Source organism: Streptococcus sanguinis, from assembly GCF_050220005.1.
GTDB lineage: Bacteria > Bacillota > Bacilli > Lactobacillales > Streptococcaceae > Streptococcus > Streptococcus sanguinis_Z.
In genome coordinates, this window is sequence record NZ_CP071413.1 from 2063376 (window position 1) to 2083645 (window position 20270).

General features: G+C 44.5%; 23 protein-coding genes. 7 read left to right on the top strand and 16 right to left on the bottom strand.

Features of this window, described 5'->3' with window-relative positions; genetic code table 11:
* The first annotated feature begins 61 nt into the window (after positions 1–61).
* Positions 62–2350, top strand: a complete 2289-nt coding sequence (locus tag J1C86_RS10080; RefSeq protein ID WP_125408763.1) for a Xaa-Pro dipeptidyl-peptidase — start codon at positions 62–64, stop codon at positions 2348–2350.
* 80 nt (positions 2351–2430) lie between these two features.
* Here the strand turns inward: J1C86_RS10080 and J1C86_RS10085 are convergent, their stop codons facing one another.
* Entirely contained in the window at positions 2431–2844 is a 414-nt protein-coding gene (locus J1C86_RS10085; protein WP_185755745.1) for a glycosyltransferase, read from the bottom strand.
* Between the two features lie 169 nt (positions 2845–3013).
* On the opposite strand from J1C86_RS10085, the gene J1C86_RS10090 reads away from it, so the two are divergent.
* On the top strand, positions 3014–3313 hold the full coding sequence (locus J1C86_RS10090; protein WP_002919734.1) for a YbaB/EbfC family nucleoid-associated protein: 300 nt from the start codon (positions 3014–3016) through the stop codon (positions 3311–3313).
* Between the two features lie 116 nt (positions 3314–3429).
* Here J1C86_RS10090 and J1C86_RS10095 read toward each other — a convergent pair whose 3' ends face one another.
* Positions 3430–5184, bottom strand: coding sequence for a glycerophosphoryl diester phosphodiesterase membrane domain-containing protein (locus J1C86_RS10095; protein ID WP_125406172.1), 1755 nt, complete (start codon positions 5182–5184; stop codon positions 3430–3432).
* A gap of 90 nt (positions 5185–5274) precedes the next feature.
* A complete protein-coding gene (locus J1C86_RS10100; protein WP_002896624.1) occupies positions 5275–5769 on the bottom strand; it encodes a DUF536 domain-containing protein in 495 nt (164 codons plus the stop codon).
* A 299-nt stretch (positions 5770–6068) separates the two neighbouring features.
* Between J1C86_RS10100 and J1C86_RS10105 the strand changes: the two genes are divergently transcribed.
* Together J1C86_RS10105 and J1C86_RS10110 are read left to right on the top strand one after the other, a co-directional pair.
* Positions 6069–7244, top strand: a complete 1176-nt coding sequence (locus tag J1C86_RS10105) for an NAD(P)/FAD-dependent oxidoreductase (RefSeq protein ID WP_125406175.1) — start codon at positions 6069–6071, stop codon at positions 7242–7244.
* 44 nt (positions 7245–7288) lie between these two features.
* Positions 7289–7744, top strand: a complete 456-nt coding sequence (locus tag J1C86_RS10110; protein ID WP_032909604.1) for an 8-oxo-dGTP diphosphatase — start codon at positions 7289–7291, stop codon at positions 7742–7744.
* 31 nt (positions 7745–7775) lie between these two features.
* Here the strand turns inward: J1C86_RS10110 and J1C86_RS10115 are convergent, their stop codons facing one another.
* From J1C86_RS10115 to J1C86_RS10150, 8 genes are all read right to left on the bottom strand, one after another.
* Positions 7776–8516 (bottom strand): MerR family transcriptional regulator, encoded by a 741-nt coding sequence (locus J1C86_RS10115; RefSeq protein WP_125406178.1) that lies wholly within the window; start codon positions 8514–8516, stop codon positions 7776–7778.
* 104 nt (positions 8517–8620) lie between these two features.
* Positions 8621–9367, bottom strand: a complete 747-nt coding sequence (locus tag J1C86_RS10120; RefSeq protein WP_125406181.1) for a class I SAM-dependent methyltransferase — start codon at positions 9365–9367, stop codon at positions 8621–8623.
* 123 nt (positions 9368–9490) lie between these two features.
* Positions 9491–9829: an AzlD domain-containing protein gene (locus tag J1C86_RS10125; RefSeq protein ID WP_011836431.1), complete on the bottom strand. Its 339-nt coding sequence runs from the start codon at positions 9827–9829 to the stop codon at positions 9491–9493.
* A complete protein-coding gene (locus tag J1C86_RS10130; RefSeq protein ID WP_125406184.1) occupies positions 9819–10514 on the bottom strand; it encodes an AzlC family ABC transporter permease in 696 nt (231 codons plus the stop codon). Before J1C86_RS10130 ends, J1C86_RS10125 begins: the two co-directional genes overlap by 11 nt.
* 9 nt (positions 10515–10523) lie before the next feature.
* Positions 10524–11534, bottom strand: a complete 1011-nt coding sequence (gene tsaD / locus J1C86_RS10135) for a tRNA (adenosine(37)-N6)-threonylcarbamoyltransferase complex transferase subunit TsaD (RefSeq protein ID WP_125406186.1) — start codon at positions 11532–11534, stop codon at positions 10524–10526.
* Positions 11524–11976, bottom strand: a complete 453-nt coding sequence (gene rimI / locus J1C86_RS10140; protein ID WP_125406189.1) for a ribosomal protein S18-alanine N-acetyltransferase — start codon at positions 11974–11976, stop codon at positions 11524–11526. Before rimI ends, tsaD begins: the two co-directional genes overlap by 11 nt.
* The gene (gene tsaB / locus J1C86_RS10145) at positions 11973–12659 is read right to left on the bottom strand and encodes a tRNA (adenosine(37)-N6)-threonylcarbamoyltransferase complex dimerization subunit type 1 TsaB (protein ID WP_125406255.1); all 687 of its coding nucleotides are present in this window, start codon (positions 12657–12659) and stop codon (positions 11973–11975) included. The genes rimI and tsaB overlap by 4 nt, the downstream gene beginning before the upstream one ends.
* 9 nt (positions 12660–12668) lie before the next feature.
* On the bottom strand, positions 12669–13133 hold the full coding sequence (locus J1C86_RS10150) for a MarR family winged helix-turn-helix transcriptional regulator (protein ID WP_000225125.1): 465 nt from the start codon (positions 13131–13133) through the stop codon (positions 12669–12671).
* 132 nt (positions 13134–13265) lie between these two features.
* Between J1C86_RS10150 and J1C86_RS10155 the strand changes: the two genes are divergently transcribed.
* From J1C86_RS10155 to rnjA, 3 genes are all read left to right on the top strand, one after another.
* A complete protein-coding gene (locus J1C86_RS10155; RefSeq protein WP_125406257.1) occupies positions 13266–14318 on the top strand; it encodes an SDR family oxidoreductase in 1053 nt (350 codons plus the stop codon).
* A gap of 347 nt (positions 14319–14665) precedes the next feature.
* Positions 14666–14896: a DNA-dependent RNA polymerase subunit epsilon gene (locus J1C86_RS10160; protein WP_002907342.1), complete on the top strand. Its 231-nt coding sequence runs from the start codon at positions 14666–14668 to the stop codon at positions 14894–14896.
* A gap of 3 nt (positions 14897–14899) precedes the next feature.
* Positions 14900–16582 (top strand): ribonuclease J1, encoded by a 1683-nt coding sequence (rnjA, locus tag J1C86_RS10165; protein WP_002898451.1) that lies wholly within the window; start codon positions 14900–14902, stop codon positions 16580–16582.
* Between the two features lie 12 nt (positions 16583–16594).
* Here the strand turns inward: rnjA and J1C86_RS10170 are convergent, their stop codons facing one another.
* From J1C86_RS10170 to glnA, 5 genes are all read right to left on the bottom strand, one after another.
* Positions 16595–17356, bottom strand: coding sequence for a DNA alkylation repair protein (locus tag J1C86_RS10170; RefSeq protein WP_125406260.1), 762 nt, complete (start codon positions 17354–17356; stop codon positions 16595–16597).
* Entirely contained in the window at positions 17340–17927 is a 588-nt protein-coding gene (locus J1C86_RS10175; protein ID WP_002907344.1) for a TetR/AcrR family transcriptional regulator, read from the bottom strand. Before J1C86_RS10175 ends, J1C86_RS10170 begins: the two co-directional genes overlap by 17 nt.
* Complete coding sequence (locus tag J1C86_RS10180) at positions 17920–18339, bottom strand: VOC family protein (RefSeq protein WP_002907345.1); 420 nt, start codon at positions 18337–18339, stop codon at positions 17920–17922. Before J1C86_RS10180 ends, J1C86_RS10175 begins: the two co-directional genes overlap by 8 nt.
* A gap of 103 nt (positions 18340–18442) precedes the next feature.
* A complete protein-coding gene (locus tag J1C86_RS10185) occupies positions 18443–18847 on the bottom strand; it encodes a GNAT family N-acetyltransferase (RefSeq protein WP_125406266.1) in 405 nt (134 codons plus the stop codon).
* Between the two features lie 54 nt (positions 18848–18901).
* Positions 18902–20248, bottom strand: coding sequence for a type I glutamate--ammonia ligase (gene glnA / locus J1C86_RS10190; protein ID WP_002896640.1), 1347 nt, complete (start codon positions 20246–20248; stop codon positions 18902–18904).
* Positions 20249–20270 lie beyond the last annotated feature (22 nt).

Consider the following 20270-nt stretch of genomic DNA (forward strand, 5'->3'; position numbering starts at 1 on the left):
TCAAGTATAATGGATAATGTAAAGGTCATTTTTAATAAAAATAAGAAAAAGAGGGAAGAATATGCGTTTTAATCAGTATAGTTATGCAAGAACGAAAAGGGAAAATATGTTGACAGAATTAGCTGAACTAGGCTTTTTTTATGACAGCAATCGCTCTGATAAGGAAAATCTTGAAGATTTTCTCCGCACCAGCTTTTTCACTTATAAAAATACAGATCATCCATTGAAATCCTGGGCTGCTGACAGCCAAACAGACCTGCTGAGCTTTTTCCAGTCTGACAGAGAACTGACGGCGTCTGTCTTTTATACTGTGGCCTTTCAGCTGCTTGAGTTCTCGCCCTTTATTGATTTTACAGATGTTGAGGCCTTTCGCAAAGAAACGGGCTTTCCCATTACATTTGGAGACTTGTTAGAAAATCTCTACCAGCTGCTCAACACTCGGACAAAAAATGGTAACCTCTTAGTTGATAAGCTAGTCAGCGAGGGGTTAATTCCTGAGGACAATACCCACCACTACTTCAACGGCAAGAGTCTGGCAACCTTTTCCAGCCACGACGCCATCCGAGAGGTGGTTTACGTAGAATCACGCGTGGATACTGATCAAGATGGTCGTCCGGACCTCATCAAGGTCAGCATTATCCGTCCTCGTTACCAAGGGAAAATTCCGGCCGTCATGACTGCTTCTCCTTATCATCAAGGAACCAATGACCCCGCAAGCGACAAGGCTCTCCATGATATGAATGTGGACTTAGTAAAAAAAGAGCCTCATCAAATCACAGTAGAAGATCCTAAGCTCAAATTGCTCCAGCTGGATTCGCCAGCTCCTGTCCAAGAAGTCTCTGAAGCCGAGGAAAAATTAGGCCATATCGGCACCTACACACTCAATGACTACTTGCTGTCCCGCGGCTTTGCCAATCTCTATGTGTCTGGCGTGGGAACTAAAGACTCTGAAGGACTGATGACCAGCGGCGACTATCAGCAGATCGAAGCCTATAAGAACGTTATTGATTGGCTCAACGGCCGCTGCCGAGCCTTCACCGACCACACTCGCCAACGGGAAATCAAGGCCACTTGGTCCAACGGAAAAGTGGCTACGACCGGTATCTCCTATCTGGGCACCATGTCCAACGGTCTGGCAACGACTGGCGTAGATGGACTGGAGGTCATCATCGCCGAAGCTGGGATTTCTTCTTGGTACAACTACTACCGCGAAAACGGCCTTGTCACAAGTCCTGGCGGCTATCCAGGAGAGGATTTTGAATCCCTGACCGAACTGACCTACTCCCGCAACCTGAGGGCTGGTGACTACCTGCGCAACAACGACGCTTATCAACAAAGCTTAGAGCAACAGCGCAAAGACCTAGATCGGAAAACCGGAGATTACAGTCAATTTTGGCATGATCGCAACTACTTGCTCCATGCAGATAAGGTCAAGGCCGAAGTCGTCTTCACCCATGGCTCTCAAGACTGGAACGTTAAGCCTCTCCATGTCTATAATATGTTTCGAGCCTTACCATCCCGCATAAAAAAGCATCTCTTCTTCCATAACGGTGCCCATGTTTACATGAACAACTGGCAGTCCATTGACTTCCGTGAGTCTATCAATGCTCTGCTGAGCAAAAAACTGCTGGGATGTGAATCAGACTTCGAACTGCCAGCAATCATTTGGCAGGATAACAGTCAAGCTCAAAGTTGGCTGACCTTGGAAGACTTCGGCGGACAAGAGCAGAAACTTCAGCTCCAACTAGGCCAAGACTGCCAATCTATCCAAAATCAATATCCAGAAGAAGACTATAATCGTTTTGCTAAAAATTACCAAAGCTTCAAGACTGAGCTCTTTGACGGTAAGGTCAACCAGATTACTCTGGACTGGACCTTGGAAAAGGACCTCTTTCTCAACGGAGCGAGCCAGCTCACTCTTCACCTCAAATCCAGCACCGATAAGGGATTGATTTCTGCTCAATTGCTGGACTTCGGACCAGCTAAACGCCTCACACCGATTCCTACGCCTATTGAGCTTAGAGTCATGGACAACGGCCGCTACTATATGCTGGACAATCTGGTTGAACTCCCCCATACTGAAACGCCTCATCGCGTCATCACCAAAGGCTTCATCAACCTGCAAAACCGGACAAATCTACTGACTGTCGAAGAAGTCACTCCTGACCAATGGCTAGAATTTTCCTTTGAACTGCAACCAACCATCTATAAGATGAAAAAAGGCGACCAACTGCGCCTCGTCCTCTACACTACAGACTTTGAGCATACCGTTCGTGATAAGACTGACTATGAGCTGACGGTAGATTTGGAGCAATCTAGTTTGGATTTGCCAACAATGACATCACATTAATAAAAGAAAAAGACGCTGAAATTCAGCGCTTCAGATTGAAGACAAAGTCCTAAGAACAGAAGTTTCTAAGGGCTTTTCTTTTATTGTAGATTGAGATATTCCTCTGCATATTTTTTATAATCTGGCTTTTCCTTGCGGTTCATAGCAAAGAGCATACTGCCTGTGAGATAGTCATCGTCTGAGTCAGGAATTAGCATAATAGCAATGTTTTTATCTTTCTCAGGAAAGATGATAGAAAATGTTCCGCCATTATCTTTCCGAGTCAGGCCGTAATAACTCACTCCATTCTTAAAACCAACTGCATTTTGAGTATACTCATACTCTTCTTCGTTGACAATAATGGTCTTGTCTTTTATTTCAATGGTCTTTTGTTCACCGCTAGCATCCTGTACATTCCATTTTCCCTGAATTTTGGGACTGCCACTGCAGCCAATTAGGATAAAAAGGGATGAGAGCACTACCAACAGCAAAGCTTTTATCTTCTTGTTTTTCAAGTTGTCTTCTCCTTGGTATATAGATTCATGACCATTCTACTATAAAGGCTAAATTTTTGTCAAACCTCTTAGAAATCTTCTTCTTGCCACTTTTCCAAAAAATGATATAATTTGAAGAGTGAAGATTACCAAGGGCTTAGCCCTTGTGAGAGAAAGGAAAGAAAATCTTATGATGAACATGCAAAGCATGATGAAGCAAGCACAAAAGCTTCAAAAACAAATGGAAAAAGGACAGGCAGAACTAGCTGCAACAGAATTTACCGGCAAATCAGCTCAAGACTTAGTCGTTGCTAAACTGACTGGCGATAAAAAGGTAGTCAGCATTGACTTCAATCCAGCAGTTGTGGATCCTGAAGATTTGGAAACTCTGTCAGAGATGACTGCGCAGGCCCTCAATCACGCGCTGGCTCAGATTGATGATGCTACTCAGAAGAAAATGGGCGCTTTCGCAGGCAAATTGCCATTTTAAGCAAGATAAATAACCTTCCAACTTGACTAAACATAAGTCAAGCAATACTCGAACCAGCAAAAAAGACTGAAGAATCTCAGTCTTTTTTGATTTATAGTCGTTCCCTCACCAGTCCACTACACAAAATTAAGCAAATCCGCTGCCTTACTCATCAAAAGCAGGGCATAGTCAGGTTTGTTTTGCAGCTCCTTGATAGAGCTCTGCACCAGCTCCAAATCGTCGGTAATCATGCCATCAACGCCCAAGCGGAAGGATTTACCGATACTGTCTGCATCATTAATGGTCCAGTCATAAAGCTGCTTATCCGTCATCCATAGCTTATCAACAAAGTTTTCATCGAGGGTCGAATACTCCATCGTATAGCCGGAAGCCTGTGTCCGTGGGAAAATAGTATTGTAGGGCAGGATAAAGAAGGTCGGTATGCTCTCATCATACTGGACTGTCTTGTCAATAACCTGATAGTCCAAAGACTGAATCTGATGGCCATAAACCTTGATATTGGCTCCATATTGGCTCAGGAAACGGTCCATCATATCATCTGAGTCCAAGCTGCTGGTCTTGATTTCTATCAAGAGTCGCTGCCCCATCTGATTGGCTCGTTTGAGATAAGCATCAAAGCTGGAAATTTTGGCAGTGTGTCCATTTTCTGAAATATCTAAAGCCGTCAGCTCTTGCAGAGTCAGCTCTTGCGGTCTGGAATCGACGCCGGCCAAGGCTTTTAGATTGGCATCGTGCATCATGACAAACTGGCCATCCTTGGTCTCCTGAACATCCATTTCGATATAATCCGGCTTGAGCAGGGCAGTTTTCTCTAGCGACTCAACTGTATTCTGGACACCATTTCCCTGTGAAACTCCACGATGCGAGATAGTCAGAGGGACGTTTTCCAAGGGTAGATTGAGATAGGCAAAGCCTTCAAGGGCAAAGACAGAGCTAGTGACCAAAAGGATAAACCAGCGCATGAGTGGCAGGCCTTTCCTGTATCGGTACTCAGACAGCTTGCTGTCTGTCAGAAAAGCCACGAACTTAATCAGAAAATAGGCTACCATGAAGTAATAAGCCAGCTTTATGAGGCAGTAATTGACAACCGCTGCTGTCAAGGCTATCTGATTGGACTGGCCATCCGCATACTGCTGCAACACTAAAATCGGAATGCTGCTTAAAAGAAAGAAGAGAAAGCTCTTGGCCAGTATCCAAAAGAGCTGCCAAGTATAGCGAATCAAGTGCCCCTTGGTCTTCTCCAAACTATACCTAATCGCGTCTCGTAGGCGGAAATGCTCAAAAAAGAGCTTGGGCAGGGCAAACATCAGACGGACAGCTATCAAAAAAAGCAGAAAACCTAAAGCATAGATTGATAATTTCATCCATAAGGCTGTCTTGAGATAGGTCACGATAAATTCTGGAATCAAAATTTTATTCAAATAGTAGATTTTGAGAATTTGCCTCAGAAAGGGAAAGATAAAGCCCATATACAGTGCAATAAAGAGGATCTTACTGGGCCGGGCGTAGCGAATTAGCGAGCCGCTGTCTTTGAAACTTTTCTTAATGAACTGAAAGGCGCTTCGTTCTTCCTCGTCCAGAAGATTGCGGAGCCCCATAAATATCAGTCCAATCTGAAAATAAGCGACAAAGAGATTGGCCGCAAAAAGCGCTAGAAAGGCTAAGCCAACCCAGACATTTGAAGTCAGAACCTTCAGGGCATTCGTATAAGATAAGAAGAGGTAGCCTGTCTGCTTGAGCAGAGTCTCTGCTGCAAAGGAGTTGAAAGGCACCCAGGCCAGCTCCATGAGCATAAAGACTGTGAAAAAGAGCAACAGAATTTTATCAAGATTACGATAGAGACGTAAAAGTCCCAGTCTTTGTGATTTCATTTTCTTCCTTTATGTTGTGAATAATACAAAACTTGCTAAAAAGCGATTCTTATTTAAAACAAGGTTGAGACAGATGTCCCAACCTTATTTTTATTTTCCAAATAAACGTGCCCAGAAGCCCTTGCTTTCCTGCTCCTGCACCTTTTCCTTGGCTTCATCCAACTCCAACAGCAAGGTCTCACGCTCATTCATAGCCTTAGCTGTTAGCTGCTGCTGCTGATCCAGCTGCTTGTCCTTTTCAGCAATCTGGACATCCTTGATGCGCAACTGCTCATCTTTCTTAGCCAACTGGCTGTCCTTGGCCTTAAGCTGCTCATAGAGACGCACAATCTCAGCATTTTTTTCGTCCACCAAGATTTCCATCAGCTCGCGTTGCTTCACATCTTCGCTAACAGGTTCATCTTCAAAAATAGTTTTCTTATAAATCTCTTCCAGCTTAATCAAGCCGCTACGAGTCACCACTGTGACTCCTTTTTCATTCTTTTCCGTATCTTCTGGCGGCAGTGCCTTGACACGATTGTTAATCGCCTGGCGGCTAACTCCAAGAATCTCGGCTAACTCGCTGACTGTCTTTTCAATTGCCATAATTTCCTCAAAAACTTTTTCTAGTTTATAGATACCTAAATCTTATCATATCAAGCCTTAACTGTCAAATTTCACAATATTTTTTGAGCCTGACTCCTATCTTTTCAACCCCTTTTTGTGATACAATGAGACAGATTAGTCTAATAAAAGAAATGAAAAAATCTAATGAATTTAGAAGCCTAGATATTCCTAGGTATAGTCCTCCAAGAGGAACCACAAGACAGCAAAAAGGCATCCGTAAGGATATACCAGACTTCTAACCAACAGATAAAAACCACTCTCCACGAAAGGAAATTCCAATGAAGTATTTCGACACAATCATCATCGGAGGAGGACCGGCTGGCATGATGGCTGCCATTTCCAGTTCTTTCTACGGACAGAAGACCCTGCTTATCGAGAAAAATAAACGATTGGGCAAAAAACTAGCCGGAACGGGTGGTGGCCGCTGCAATGTGACCAATAACGGAAACCTAGATGACCTCATGGCTGGTATTCCGGGCAACGGACGCTTTCTTTACAGCGTTTTTTCCCAGTTTGACAACCATGATATCATCAACTTCTTTACAGAGAACGGTGTCAAACTCAAGGTTGAAGACCACGGCCGTGTTTTCCCAGCGACAGACAAGTCCCGCACCATTATCGAAGCTTTGGAAAAGAAAATTGCAGAGCTGGGCGGTACTGTCATCACCAATACCGAAATTGTCTCCGTCAAAAAATCTGATGAGCTTTTCACTGTCAGATCCAGCGACCAGACTTGGACCTGCCAGAAATTGATTGTGACGACTGGCGGCAAGTCCTACCCTTCAACAGGCTCGACAGGCTTCGGTCATGATATTGCCCGACACTTCAAGCACACAGTGACTGACCTAGAAGCTGCTGAAAGTCCTCTTCTGACTGACTTTCCTCACAAAGCGCTTCAGGGGATTTCGCTGGACGATGTGACCCTCAGCTATGGCAAGCATGTCATCACCCACGACTTGCTCTTTACCCACTTTGGCCTATCAGGTCCGGCAGCTCTGCGCTTGTCTAGCTTTGTCAAGGGCGGTGAAACCATCTATCTGGACCTTTTGCCACAGATGAGTCAGCAGGCTCTGACGGATTTTTTAGAAGAACATCGGGAAAAATCCCTGAAGAACTGCCTGAAAATTCTCCTGCCCGAGCGAATGGCAGACTTTTTTGCCCAACCCTTTCCCGAGAAAGTCAAACAACTCAATCTCAGTGAAAAAGAGGCTCTCATCAAACAAATCAAAGAACTGCCCATCCCTGTCACTGGCAAAATGTCCCTGGCCAAGTCCTTTGTAACCAAGGGCGGAGTCAGCCTCAAAGAAATTAATCCCAAAACTCTGGAAAGCAAGCTCGTTCCCGGTCTCCACTTTGCTGGAGAGGTCCTAGACATCAATGCCCACACAGGTGGCTTCAACATCACATCTGCCCTCTGTACCGGCTGGGTGGCAGGAAGCTTGCATTATGAGTGATGGCTCATATTTATCCATTCAGGTCAAACAAAAGGAATAAGCAAATGAATCGACTAGAAAATGTAGAATTCGTCAACATGTGCATGATTTATGACGGAGAAAAAGTTCTCGTACAAGAACGAGTCAAGTCTGACTGGCCCGGCATCACTTTTCCTGGCGGGCATGTAGAGCGCGGAGAATCTTTTACCGATGCAGTTATCAGAGAAATCAAAGAAGAAACTGGATTAACCATATTCAATCCTCAACTTTGTGGCATAAAGAATTGGTATGATGATAAAGATTTTCGTTATGTCGTCCTGCTCTACAAGACAAAGCACTATTCCGGTGTGCTGCAATCCTCAGATGAAGGAAAGGTCTGGTGGGAAGATTTTAAAAATTTGTCCCATTTAAAGCTAGCAACAAGTGACATGTCTGATATGCTGCGTGTTTTTTTAGAAGACGATTTAAGTGAATTCTTTTACTATAAAGACGGTGACGACTGGCTTTATGACTTGAAGTAGAAATAAATAGGCTAGGAAATTCCTAGCCTATTTATTTCGCATTTGTCCGAACATAAGCTGTAATCACATCTGCTGTGTACTGAGCTGTGCCAACTCCAAATTTATCGATGTTTTCTTTAAACTCTGGGTTATAGACATAGCCTTTACCGATATGACCGAATACTTCAATAGAGCAGTCAAAACCATAAGTGCGAATGGCTTGTAAGAGACACGCTGCCTGCTCTTGATTTTCTGCTGCGTCAACCGACAAGCCTTGCTGCATATTCTCTGCTAGACTTTGAAAAACTTGATTGAAGGCTGCGGCAGATTCTTCTTCCCGTCCATTTTGACGAGCCAATGCTTCTGCCATGACTTCTTGACCGTATTCTTCGACAGCTTCTTGATGATATTTGTGATTGTCTTCGTAGGCAAAGCCTGCAAATTTTTCTTTCATTGTCATCTTTCTTTCTCCCTTTTCGTCTTGGATGGTTTTTTGTAAGGTGGAAATCAAGGTATCCAAGCGGTCTCTTTCCTGCTGCAAATACTCTAACTGCCTAACCAGATGCGGCAATAAAGCCTGTTCATCCTGACTCAGCAGCTCTGCTATTTTCTCCAAAGAAAAACCCAGATACTTATAGTAAAGGATGACCTGCAACCGCTCTAAATCAGCTTGACTGTATGTCCGATAGCCATTTTCTGATTTGGCTGGGACTAACAGTCCGATTTTATCATAATGATGCAGGGTTTTTACAGAGACACCTGACAGCTGCGCCGCTTCTTTGATATGGTACATGATAGACCTCCTTACCACTATAGTATAAACCCTGACCTAAGGGTAGAGTCAAGCCTTTTATGAAATTTTTAAAGTCACTTTAAATTTTCTAAAGTAGCTAGCATTTATTTACGAGAAACCATGGCTATGAAGCCCAGTTTTTCTTGATTTTTTTGGAACATCTTAAACATCTTCATAAATTGACTATAGTTTTCTTTCTTGAGGGCATTGAAGCAGATTTTCAGTGTGCCACCCAGTCCTTCGTCATAAATCATACCTCGAAGACTCATCAAGGTCATTTCGCCAACAAAGGTGTCCACACGGTCAAAAGCGTGAGAACGTGCTAGCTGAATCCAAGATCCCTCGGTTAGAGGCCCCACATTGACATTAATCGCACGTGACAGCTCTTCTCGGACATTCTCATCTCTTTGTTTGAGCATGACGTCGTGGGTGAGGAGCACTCCGTCTGGCTTCAGCACCCGGTAGTACTCATCCATACATTTGGCCTTCCCCTTATCCGTTTGCATGGTCAGCATGGCTTCATTAATAACGATATCAAAAGAATTGTCATCATAAGGCAGCTTCATGGCATTAGCCTGCTCAAATGTGACGAGTTCACTAACACCAGCTTTGTCTCCATTAAGCTTAGCCTGAGCCAGCGCAGCCTTATCCAAATCAACAGAAGTAATCTGGCAGCCATATGTTTTAGCAAGCTCGATTGTTGTGGTCCCCATATTGCAGGCAACTTCTAGAACCTTCTTTTCACTGGAAAACTGCCCCTGCTCAATCAGCCAGTCCGTTGCCAGCTTACCGCCAGGACGAAGACGTTTCTTTCCTAATTTTGCTAAAAATTTATGACCTGCTTCTGCCATTTCCGAACCTCCATAATTTTGATTGCTTCCATTATAGCATAAAATATTATATTTTCAGATAATTCTTAGAATTTAACAAAAAAAACAGACCGAATCGACCGATTCAATCTGTCTTGTATCTCTTTACAGCCCAAGAAATCCAGTCAGATAGCGCAGCAAGGCTACTAAGACTACACCAAACACAACAGTTGCAATCAAGTTTTTATACTTAAAAGCTACATAGCTAGTCGGAAAAACGACTATTAAATCCAGCCATTTAAAACTCGGCAGCTGACCTGTTTTAGCATTGGTGACACTGGACAGGATAAGGGCAAAGATAATGGAAACTGGCAAATATTTGAGGAAACGCTCTGCCATAGGCGGAAGACCCTTGTACTTGACTAGGATAAAGGGCAAAATCCGCGGAATCCAAGTGACCAGGGCTGACAAAAGAATAGCCAGCAAAATATATTTACTTATCATCCAAAAGCACCCCCACTGTACAGCCTAGCAAGGTTGCAAAAAGCACCGCCAGCGAATTTTGAAGCAGCATAGTTAGGACCAAGTAGGCAATTCCCACCACGCCCAAGACGAAAAAGAGCTTCTTTATCTTGACCCGTCGCAGCATGATTGTAAACTGAGAAGAGAAAATGCCAATAAACATGGCAACTAGGGCAAAGTCTAGGCCAAAGCTCTCAGGATTGGGCAGAAGGGCGCCGAGGGCAGTTCCTAAAATAGTACCCAAAATCCAAGAAGTATAACTCATGAAATTGTTACCCATCATCCAGCTAGCCGCAATCTCTTCTGTATGCACCTGCTCTCCCATCAAGACCCCATAAGATTCGTCCGTCAAAAAAGATCCAATGACAATATTCTGCATCAAGCTAGCCTTACGAAAAAGGGTCGATGCATGCAGACAGAGCAGAAGATGCCGGATATTGATGAGAAAAACAGTCAGTGCGATGGCCAAAACCGGCGCCTGCCGGGCAAATAAACCAATCATGGCAAACTGGGCACTGCCAGCATAAACCAGAATACTCATCAGCCCCATCTCCAAGGGATTCATATGAGGCGCCGCCATGATGCCGCAGGCTAGACCAATCCCAATATAGCCCAGAGCCGTTGGCACTGCCGCTTGTGCCCCTTGTTTAAATGTCTGTCCACGCATTCTTCTCCTTTACTCCATCGTTTCAAAAGCCAAACTCGGCTTAGCATTCAGATCCAAACTGGCAAAACTCTTCTTATTCCACTCACTGACACTAGCATAAGCAATCATACCAGCATTGTCACCGCAGAGGCGAAGAGGCGGAATAATCACCTTAACATCCTTAATCTCAGCTGCCAAGCGTTCTCTCAGGGCTTGATTGGCCGCAACACCGCCCGCCACGACCAGAGTCTTAACTGGATATTTTTCCAGTGCTTTCTTAGTCTTGGCCATGAGAATATCCATGACCGCTGCCTGAAAGCTTGCTGACAAGTCTTGATTAGACAAAGTCTCTCCTTTTTGCTGGGCATTGTGGTGCAGGTTGATAAAGGCTGACTTGAGGCCGGAAAAAGAAAATTCCAGATTGTCTTCCTTAATCATGGCCCGCGGAAAATCATAAATATCCTGTCCCTCATGAGCCAGCTGATCAATCTCCCGGCCTGCTGGATAGGTCAGCCCCATGACTCGACCGACCTTATCATAGGCTTCACCGACCGCATCATCGCGAGTTTCCCCCACAATCTTATAGTCACCAGCCTGACTAACATAGACCAGCTCAGTATGGCCGCCACTGACCAAGAGAGCCAGCAAGGGAAATTCCAAGGGCTCCACGCTCTGAGCTGCCATCAGGTGTCCAGCCATGTGATTGACCGGAATCAAGGGAATATCATGAGCCCAAGCAAAAGACTTGGCCGCCGCCAAGCCGACCAGAAGCGCCCCAACCAGACCAGGACCGTAGGTAACGGCCACCGCTGTGACTTGCTCCTCGCTAATCCCTGCTTCTGCCAAGGCCTCCTCAATGCAAACCGTAATGACCTCCACATGGTGACGGCTGGCCACTTCCGGTACCACTCCGCCAAAACGCTTGTGACTCTCAATCTGGCTGGCAATGACATTGCTCAAAAGCTCAGTCTCATTCTTCAGAACCGCCACACTGGTCTCATCACAGGAAGTCTCAAAAGCTAAAATATATCTATCTTTCATGGATCTCTCTTTTCATGACAATCGCATCTTCCACCGGCGCATGGTAGTAGGCCTTCCGCCGCGCGATTTCTTCAAATTTTTCTTTTTTGTAAAATAGCAGAGCTGGCTTGTTGGACTCCCTCACTTCGAGGAAAATTTCTTTGTCTGCTGGCAAAAAGTCAAACAAGGCTGTCGCGATTTTCTGTCCCTGATAGTTAGGCAATACAGCAATCTGCAGAACTTCTGCTTCAAAGTCTGTATCCTGCCAGACTAAAAAGCCGACAAGCTGACTCCCATCTTCTGCTAGCGCACATCTATTCACATTCGAGAGCAGGACCTCTTCCAATTGACCCACAGTCCAAGGGCTGACCTCATAGACTGCAAGTAAGAGCTGTTCCAGCTCTTCTGCTAGAACTGCCACGTCCACATCCGAGCTGTCGCTCCATTTTCTCAACTTAATCATAGGCGCTGAATGTAAGAATTACTGGATTCCTGGTGGGTCTTGAGCCAATTTTCCTCGGCCTCTACCCTCTTGAGATAATTAGGAACAAAATCATGAATAGACTGAGCTGGCAGTTCTAAACCAAGACGACCAATAGTTGCTGCCTCAGGTAAAGTCGGCTGAATGGCAGCCTGAGGAAGAGCCGCTTCAATCTGCTCCGTAAAAGCTGTCGTTTCTCCGACAAAGGTGACTGATTGGTTAGCAGCGCTAGCTATTTCCAAAACCTCTTCCAAAGGTAGATGGGCTTCCGGCCGTACAGCCTGACCAGACTGGTAAAAGCCAGCATAGACATTATTGCGGCGGGCATCCATGACAGGAATGACCAAACCTTCCACCTGCTCTGGGACTAAAGCCAGCAAACTAGACACACCGACCAGCTCAATCTTGAGGGTATGAGCCAGAGTCTTGGCTGTCGCCACCGCCATTCGCAGACCTGTGTAGCTGCCCGGACCCTGAGCAACTACGATACGATCCAAATCCGTCGGCTTCATGTCCAGACTATTCATCAGAAAATCAATAGCCGGCATCAGGGTAATGCTGTGGTTTTTCTTTATATTTAAAGTCATCTGCGCCAGCAAGGTCTCGTCCTCTAAAATCGCGAGCGTCAGCGCCTTACTTGACGTATCAAAAGCTGCAATCTTCATGCTTATCCTCTATTTTTCCTCTTGCCGCCAAAGTGAGCGGCGTTTTAATTTGTCTTCGTAGAAACTATCTACCAAAAATTCCTCTAAAATCTGGCTAAAAGCCTCCAAATTAGGCACTTGCTGCGCCAAGTGTTTTCCAAAAATCGCTTCTTGCTCAGCAATCTTGGGCAGCAAATCCGCTCCAGCAGCAGTCAAGCTCAAGCGAGAACTGCGCTTGTCCTTGCTAGAAATTTCCTTCTTGACCAAGCCTTTTTTAATCAAAGCCTGCACCAAGCGACTAGGGCTTTTTTCCTCACAAATCAGGGATTCCCCCAAGCCCTTGAGAGACAGCGGAGCATGTTCGCCCAAAACGAGCAAGACCTCGCTTTGATTGGGCGTAATTCCCAAAGGCTCTAGCAACTTCCCATATTCTCTCGTCGCTAAGCTCTCTGCACTTCTAAACAAATAGCCAAATCGAATTCCTTCTGCTACCACGCTGCTCTCCTTTCAAAAATCACTTCTATACTATTTTACACTAGATTAGGTAAATTGTTGACAATTTTAGTTAAAAAATATAAAATCTTAAATAGATGATATATCATCTATTTGCAAAAGGAGGAAAAACGGATGACCCCAAACCCTACAAATCAAAAACCAGCTAGAACAATGACCCACGCTTTTGTGACTGGTGCGACCGGTCTTTTAGGAAATAATCTCGTGCGTGCTCTGCTAAAAGAAAACATTCAAGTGACCGCTCTCGTTCGCTCCGAGGAAAAAGCGCGCAAACAATTTGCCGACCTGCCTATCCAGATTGTCAAGGGGGATATTTTAGAGCCCGAAAGCTATCGTGACTATCTAGCAGGCTGCGACAGCCTCTTTCATACCGCTGCTTTTTTCCGCGATAATTATAAAGGCGGCAAGCACTGGCAGGAGCTCTACGACACTAATATTATAGGCACAAATAACCTCCTAGAAGCTGCTTACGAGGCTGGTATCCGCCAATTTGTCCATACTTCCTCCTGTGTCGTACTGGAAGGTGAGGCCAATCAGCTAATCGATGAAAGCATGTCTCGCTCAAAAGATACTCCTTTTGATTACTATCGCAGCAAGATTTTGAGTGAAGAGGCCGTTCGTGATTTCTTGGACAAGCATTCAGATGTTTTCGGTTGCTTTATCTTGCCGAGTGTAATGTTGGGTCCTAGAGACCTTGGTCCGACCTCCAGTGGGCAGCTGATTATCAATTTTGTAGAGCAAAAACTTCCAGGTATCTTAAAGGCTAGCTATAATATGGTGGATGCTAGAGATGTAGCAGATATTCATCTCCGCGCCATGAAATACGGACGCTCAAAGGAGCGCTATCTGGCAGTTGGACGGCAAGTGACCATGACAGAATTGTACCAAATACTGGAAAAAATCACTGGCGTTCCCGCCCCCAAGCGCAAGATCTCCCCTCTTTTCGTAAAAATCTATGCCCAAGCAAGTGAGCTCTACCACCGGCTCACCAAAAGACCAATTTTGGTTACCAATGAGCTCGCTCATCTCATGGCCGAAGAATATCTCAAAAGTAATTTTAGCTTTGCCAAAACCGAGAGCGAGCTAGGCGGACAGCATCGCCCTCTCGAAGAAAGCTTAGCTGACGTGGTAGATTGGTACCGCAAGCACGGCTATTTCGCCAAATAAGCAGCCCTCAAAATCAAGTGACCAAATGTTCATCGCTTGATTTTTCTTTTTGTCAAGCCGCTTTGGCTGAAAAACCGTCTCTGAAATTCACCGTCCCGACTTGCTTCCTAAGCTCATTCTATGGTATAATTACAATAATAATTAAACATCAGGTCAATTTCATTACTCTTACTTTTCCATAAGATACAAGGCTAAAACAGCATTTTAGCCTCTTCATTTGAGTAAGCCCTATCAGAAGTCACAGCAATCGCTCACTTTCCATTTATCATTTTTAATTTATCATGTGAAGAAATGCGCTAACGCCTGCCTTCTTTTATTTTTTAGACCTTATCACAGAAAGGAATCTTATGATTTACAAAGTTTTTTATCAGGAAACAAAAGAGCGCAGTCCGCGCCGTGAAAAGACACGTGCCCTTTATTTAGAGATTGAAGCAGCTAATCAATTGGAAGGCCGTATTCAGGCTCGTAAGTTAGTCGAAGAAAATACCCCTTACAATATTGAATTTATCGAGCTCTTGTCTGACAAACACCTCGAATACGAAAAAGAGTCAGGCACTTTTGAATTGACGGAGTTCTAACCCATGGCATATACCTTAAAACCCAAAGAAGTTGGCGTTTTTGCGATTGGTGGGTTAGGCGAAATCGGTAAAAACACCTACGGGATTGAATACCAAAATGAAATCATCATCGTGGATGCCGGTATCAAGTTCCCAGAAGACGACCTACTAGGAATTGACTATGTCATTCCCGACTACTCTTATATCGTGGAAAATATTGACCGCGTAAAAGCTGTCCTCATCACCCACGGGCACGAGGACCATATCGGCGGTATTCCTTTCCTGCTCAAGCAAGCCAATGTTCCTATCTATGCTGGTCCTTTGGCCCTGGCCCTCATTCGCGGCAAGTTAGAAGAGCATGGACTTTTGCGTGATGCCAAGCTCTATGAAATCAATCAAAACACAGAACTGCAGTTCAAGCATCTGAAAGCTACTTTCTTCCGGACAACCCACTCTATTCCAGAGCCTTTGGGAATTGTCATCCATACGCCGCAGGGTAAGATTGTCTGTACCGGTGACTTCAAGTTTGACTTTACACCAGTCGGTGAGCCGGCCGACCTGCACCGCATGGCTGCTCTGGGCGAGGAAGGCGTTCTCTGCCTCCTATCTGACTCGACCAATGCTGAAGTTCCGACCTTTACCAATTCCGAAAAAGTGGTCGGGCAATCTATCATGAAGATTATCGAAGGCATACATGGACGGATTATTTTCGCCTCCTTTGCCTCAAACATCTTCCGGCTCCAGCAGGCAGCAGATGCTGCTGTCAAGACCGGCCGTAAGATTGCAGTCTTTGGCCGCTCCATGGAAAAGGCTATTGTCAACGGGATTGAGTTGGGCTATATCAAGGTTCCTAAAGATACCTTCATCGAGCCAAATGAACTCAAGGACTACCCAGCTGGCGAAGTGCTGATTATGTGTACCGGAAGTCAGGGTGAGCCGATGGCAGCCCTGTCTCGGATTGCCAATGGTACCCACCGTCAGGTTCAACTGCAACCAGGAGATACAGTCATCTTCTCATCCAGCCCTATCCCTGGTAATACGACCAGCGTTAACAAGCTGATTAACATTATTTCCGAAGCCGGTGTAGAAGTGATTCACGGCAAGATTAACAACATCCACACCTCTGGACACGGTGGCCAACAAGAGCAGAAACTCATGCTCCGCTTGATCAAGCCTAAATATTTCATGCCAGTCCATGGTGAATACCGTATGCAGAAAGTCCATGCAGGTCTAGCAGTTGATACTGGAGTACCAAAAGACAATATCTTCATCATGAGTAATGGTGATGTGTTGGCTCTGACAGCTGACTCAGCTCGTATTGCCGGCAGCTTCAACGCTCAGGATATTTATGTTGATGGGAACCGCATTGGTGAAATCGGAGCTGCTGTCCTGCGCGACCGTAAAGACCTATCAGAGGACGGCGTTGTCCTGGCTGTCGCAACGGTTGACTTTGAGTCCAAGATGATTTTAGCTGGTCCAGATATTCTCAGCCGTGGCTTTATCTACATGCGCGAATCAGGTGACCTCATTCGCCAAAGCCAGCGCATCCTCTTCAATGCCATTCGCATTGCACTCAAGAATAAAGACGCCAGCGTCCAATCTGTCAGCGGCGCTATCGTCAACGCCTTGCGTCCTTTCCTCTACGAAAGCACCGAGCGCGAACCTATTATTATTCCGATGGTGCTTACACCAGACGAAGATAACTAAAAACAAGCTTTGCTAGATCAGCAAAGCTTGTTTTTCTGCTTTATTTTTTGTTCGCGAAGCATGCTTAATAATCCAAGCGCAACTCGGACTCAATTCTTCCTCTTGCCAAGCTCCAATCACACTCTCAAATTTTTCAGGATCTTCTTTATATAAATCATTCAGATTATTAGCGACACTTTTTTGGATTGATTTATCCGCATCATCCTTTAGATTCCTTAAAATAGCAGTAAACTTATCAAAATAATCTAAGACCACAGTCTGCTTCTTAGCCCAAGGCAGTCGGATACGCATACACTCACTGGCTAATCTGCGGACGCGCATATTCTCATCTTGGCTCCACTCTAGCAGTAAATCCATGGTAGCTTTAGGATAATTAGCCAGCAAGGGCCGCATGGAAAATTCTCCAGTAAATCGCTTGGTTAATTCCTTGCTGAAGGCTGCACTCAGCTCAAATTCCTGACTTCCGTAAAGTTCTACGTATTTGCCAATCGGCCACAACCAGTATCCTTCTGAGAACATCCCTAGGCCACCCTCTAACTCTGGCCCAAGTATCTGCTCAAAAATCTTCAGAGAATCAGCATAAGAAAGCGGCAAGCATTCTTTGATACTCTTTGCAAGCAGCTCTTGACGCTGAGTAAATTCCAAAGCCTCTAAGTCGCTTTCAACTAGAGACATAAAATACTGAGCATCAAACTTATCTGTAACTTCTTGCAAGCGACGGCTCAAATCCTCCGCATAAACCAAATCATAATAATCTTTAACCTTTTTCGCCATAATTTCTAAATCCCCTTAACAGACTTCTCACTGCTCCTCTGACTTCTGCTTCTTCCTCTTTCTCAGCCAGAAAAAGAGACAACTCGTTCAAGGCGCCTGAAATCATATGAGCTGCCATATCCAAATCAATAGAGATAAGTCTTCTTTCTTTAGATAAAATGTCTAATTGTTCTCTCAAATGAAAGAAAGAATTAGCCTCGTCCTGACGACGCCACTCTTTCCACTCAACGACATTGGGACCATCGAGCAGGAGAATACGTCTATTTTCGGTCAAGGTCGCAAAACGAACAAAAGCAACACAGCCTTCCACCAACTGCTCCCAAGAATCGTGTGCTTCCAGGGCATTTTTTTCTACATAAAATCCCAGTTCGGACTGAATTTGTGCCAGTACGGCGGTAAATAAAGTTTTCTTATTCCCGAAATGATGATAAAGTGCGCCTCTTGTCATTCCCAATTCATCTACAATTTCTTCCAAGGAAGTTTCTGCATAACCCTTTAAAGAAAAATGTTTCCGGGCGATAGCTAATATTTTCTTGCTTGTCTCTAGAGAAGCCTGCTGTTTTTTATTCATCTTCACTCTCCAAATAATTTGCCGCAAACTCAGCGCTAGGTGGAATTACTTGAATCACATCAACCAAAACAGAACCCGGCGCTTCCACAATGAAATGGCGCTGACCAAAATCTTCACTCTTAATAGGAAGAAGGAACTCCATTTCTTCTTGCTGACGCAATTCTTCATAAAGAAAATCCACATTGTCAACTTCGATATTGATGATTAGACCACTCGCCTTAGACTGGTAGGCTTGTGGCACTGTCCCATGCTTGCTATCAATAAAAGCAAGCTCAAAACCACTCTCGATATTCTTTAAACTAATATACCAATCTGAACGGAAGGTTTCCTGAAATTGGAAATAGTCAATGAAAAATTGTGCAGCTTGATGGACATCTTCGCTCATTAAAACGGGGTATAAACTGGTAATCATTTGTTCTCCTTTTCTTAAACTTTATTTTAACATACATACTGAATGTATGCAAATGAATATTAAAAAACAGAAGCCAAATTGACTTCCATCTATTGAGACTAGCTCAGCTCAATCGCTTGATAAAATGATACTTGGTAATGCCCTTTTGTGGGACATCTGATAGACTGGCGTAGATTTCATAGCCTTGCTTGATGTAAAAATCCTTGGCCTGATAAGATTTAGTGGACAAGGTTATACTAGTAGCTCCAACTTCTGCAGCCTTTTCTTCTAATTCTGCCAGCAGACTGGCTCCCAAACCTTTTTTCTGATGTTCTTTATCCACCACCAAAGCCTTGATATGAATGTTTGCCAACACCTGTTGGGCATGGAGCAAGGCAATTAACTGGCCATCTTCCTCCTGCCTTAGATAATAATCTTGAGGTTCAAGTTTTTCAAGCATACCTGAACCAAAACAAGCCTCATATTGCTCATCAAAAACCCGCTTAATAAAATCATGAAATTCTTCCATCTTTCTCCTCCTCCATGAAAAAGCAGGGGATATGCCAATCCTCCTGCTCTAAGTTTAGTATAAATCTAAATAATTATCCACTTCCCATTGGGAGACAAAGGTTGCATAGCTAGCCCACTCGATACGCTTAGCTTCTAAGAAGCTAGTATAGATATGCTCGCCAAGTGCTGCTTTCACAACTTCGTCTTCTGTCAAGGCCTTCAAGGCATTGTGAAGAGTTGATGGCAAGTCTGTAATTCCAGCTTCTTTTCGCTCCTCTGGAGTCATGATGTAGATATTCTCTTCGATTGGTGCTGGAGCTTCGATTTTATTTTCGACACCGTGCAGTCCAACTTCCAAGAGAACAGCCATAGCAATATATGGATTGGCCATCGGATCAACGGAGCGCAACTCCAAGCGAGTACCCATACCACGAGAAGCCGGCACGCGCACCAACGGTGAACGATTGCGTCCTGCCCAAGCGATATAAACTGGCGCTTCATAGCCAGGAACCAGACGTTTGTATGAGTTAACCGTTGGATTCATGATAGCTGTGTAGTTATAGGCATGGTTAATCAAACCACCCAAGAAATGGTAGGCTGTTTCTGACAGCTGCATACCTTTTGGATCTTCTGGATCGAAGAAGGCATTATTTCCGTCTTGATCAAAGAGGGACATGTTACAGTGCATACCAGATCCCGCAATACCAAACTTCGGCTTAGCCATAAAGGTCGCATAAAGGCCGTGCTTACGAGCAATAGTTTTCACAACCAGCTTAAAAATCTGAATTTTATCACAAGCACGGAGCACTTCGTCATACTTAAAGTCAATCTCGTGCTGGCCGACTGCGACCTCATGGTGGCTAGCTTCTACTTCAAAGCCCATCTTAGTCAAGACATTGACGATTTCCCGGCGAGTATTGTCTGCCAAATCTGTCGGCGCTAAGTCAAAATAGCCACCCTTATCATTTACTTCCAGCGTCGGATCGCCATTTTCATCTAGCTTAAAGAGGAAAAATTCTGGCTCTGGTCCGAGGTTAAAGGACTTGAATCCCAGTTCTTCCATATGCTTGAGAGCGCGTTTGAGGTTGCTGCGAGGATCCCCTAGAAACGGTACATGATCCGTCGTATAAACATCACAAATCAGGCCCGCTACACTGCCGTTTTCATCTCCCCAAGGAAAGACTGTCCAAGTATCCAAATCAGGATAAAGATACATATCTGATTCATTGATACGGACAAAACCTTCAATGGAAGAACCATCAAACATGGCTTTATTGGATAAGACCTTGTCAAGCTGTTCATCCGTGGCAGGAATTTCCACATTCTTCATAGTCCCTAAAATATCAGAAAACATAAGACGAATAAAGGTAACATTTTTCTCTTTTACTTCGCGACGGATATCAGCTGCTGTAATAGACATTAAATTTCTCCTTGTAATTCAA

Coding starts and splice junctions, on each gene's coding strand:
- J1C86_RS10080 (WP_125408763.1), top strand. CDS start 62: ATGCGTTTTAATCAGTATAGTTATGCAAGAACGAAAAGGGAAAATATG.
- J1C86_RS10090 (WP_002919734.1), top strand. CDS start 3,014: ATGATGAACATGCAAAGCATGATGAAGCAAGCACAAAAGCTTCAAAAA.
- J1C86_RS10095 (WP_125406172.1), bottom strand. CDS start 5,184: ATGAAATCACAAAGACTGGGACTTTTACGTCTCTATCGTAATCTTGAT.
- J1C86_RS10100 (WP_002896624.1), bottom strand. CDS start 5,769: ATGGCAATTGAAAAGACAGTCAGCGAGTTAGCCGAGATTCTTGGAGTT.
- J1C86_RS10105 (WP_125406175.1), top strand. CDS start 6,069: ATGAAGTATTTCGACACAATCATCATCGGAGGAGGACCGGCTGGCATG.
- J1C86_RS10110 (WP_032909604.1), top strand. CDS start 7,289: ATGAATCGACTAGAAAATGTAGAATTCGTCAACATGTGCATGATTTAT.
- J1C86_RS10115 (WP_125406178.1), bottom strand. CDS start 8,516: ATGTACCATATCAAAGAAGCGGCGCAGCTGTCAGGTGTCTCTGTAAAA.
- J1C86_RS10120 (WP_125406181.1), bottom strand. CDS start 9,367: ATGGCAGAAGCAGGTCATAAATTTTTAGCAAAATTAGGAAAGAAACGT.
- J1C86_RS10125 (WP_011836431.1), bottom strand. CDS start 9,829: ATGATAAGTAAATATATTTTGCTGGCTATTCTTTTGTCAGCCCTGGTC.
- J1C86_RS10130 (WP_125406184.1), bottom strand. CDS start 10,514: ATGCGTGGACAGACATTTAAACAAGGGGCACAAGCGGCAGTGCCAACG.
- tsaD (WP_125406186.1), bottom strand. CDS start 11,534: ATGAAAGATAGATATATTTTAGCTTTTGAGACTTCCTGTGATGAGACC.
- rimI (WP_125406189.1), bottom strand. CDS start 11,976: ATGATTAAGTTGAGAAAATGGAGCGACAGCTCGGATGTGGACGTGGCA.
- tsaB (WP_125406255.1), bottom strand. CDS start 12,659: ATGAAGATTGCAGCTTTTGATACGTCAAGTAAGGCGCTGACGCTCGCG.
- J1C86_RS10155 (WP_125406257.1), top strand. CDS start 13,266: ATGACCCCAAACCCTACAAATCAAAAACCAGCTAGAACAATGACCCAC.
- J1C86_RS10160 (WP_002907342.1), top strand. CDS start 14,666: ATGATTTACAAAGTTTTTTATCAGGAAACAAAAGAGCGCAGTCCGCGC.
- rnjA (WP_002898451.1), top strand. CDS start 14,900: ATGGCATATACCTTAAAACCCAAAGAAGTTGGCGTTTTTGCGATTGGT.
- J1C86_RS10170 (WP_125406260.1), bottom strand. CDS start 17,356: ATGGCGAAAAAGGTTAAAGATTATTATGATTTGGTTTATGCGGAGGAT.
- J1C86_RS10175 (WP_002907344.1), bottom strand. CDS start 17,927: ATGAATAAAAAACAGCAGGCTTCTCTAGAGACAAGCAAGAAAATATTA.
- J1C86_RS10180 (WP_002907345.1), bottom strand. CDS start 18,339: ATGATTACCAGTTTATACCCCGTTTTAATGAGCGAAGATGTCCATCAA.
- J1C86_RS10185 (WP_125406266.1), bottom strand. CDS start 18,847: ATGGAAGAATTTCATGATTTTATTAAGCGGGTTTTTGATGAGCAATAT.
- glnA (WP_002896640.1), bottom strand. CDS start 20,248: ATGTCTATTACAGCAGCTGATATCCGTCGCGAAGTAAAAGAGAAAAAT.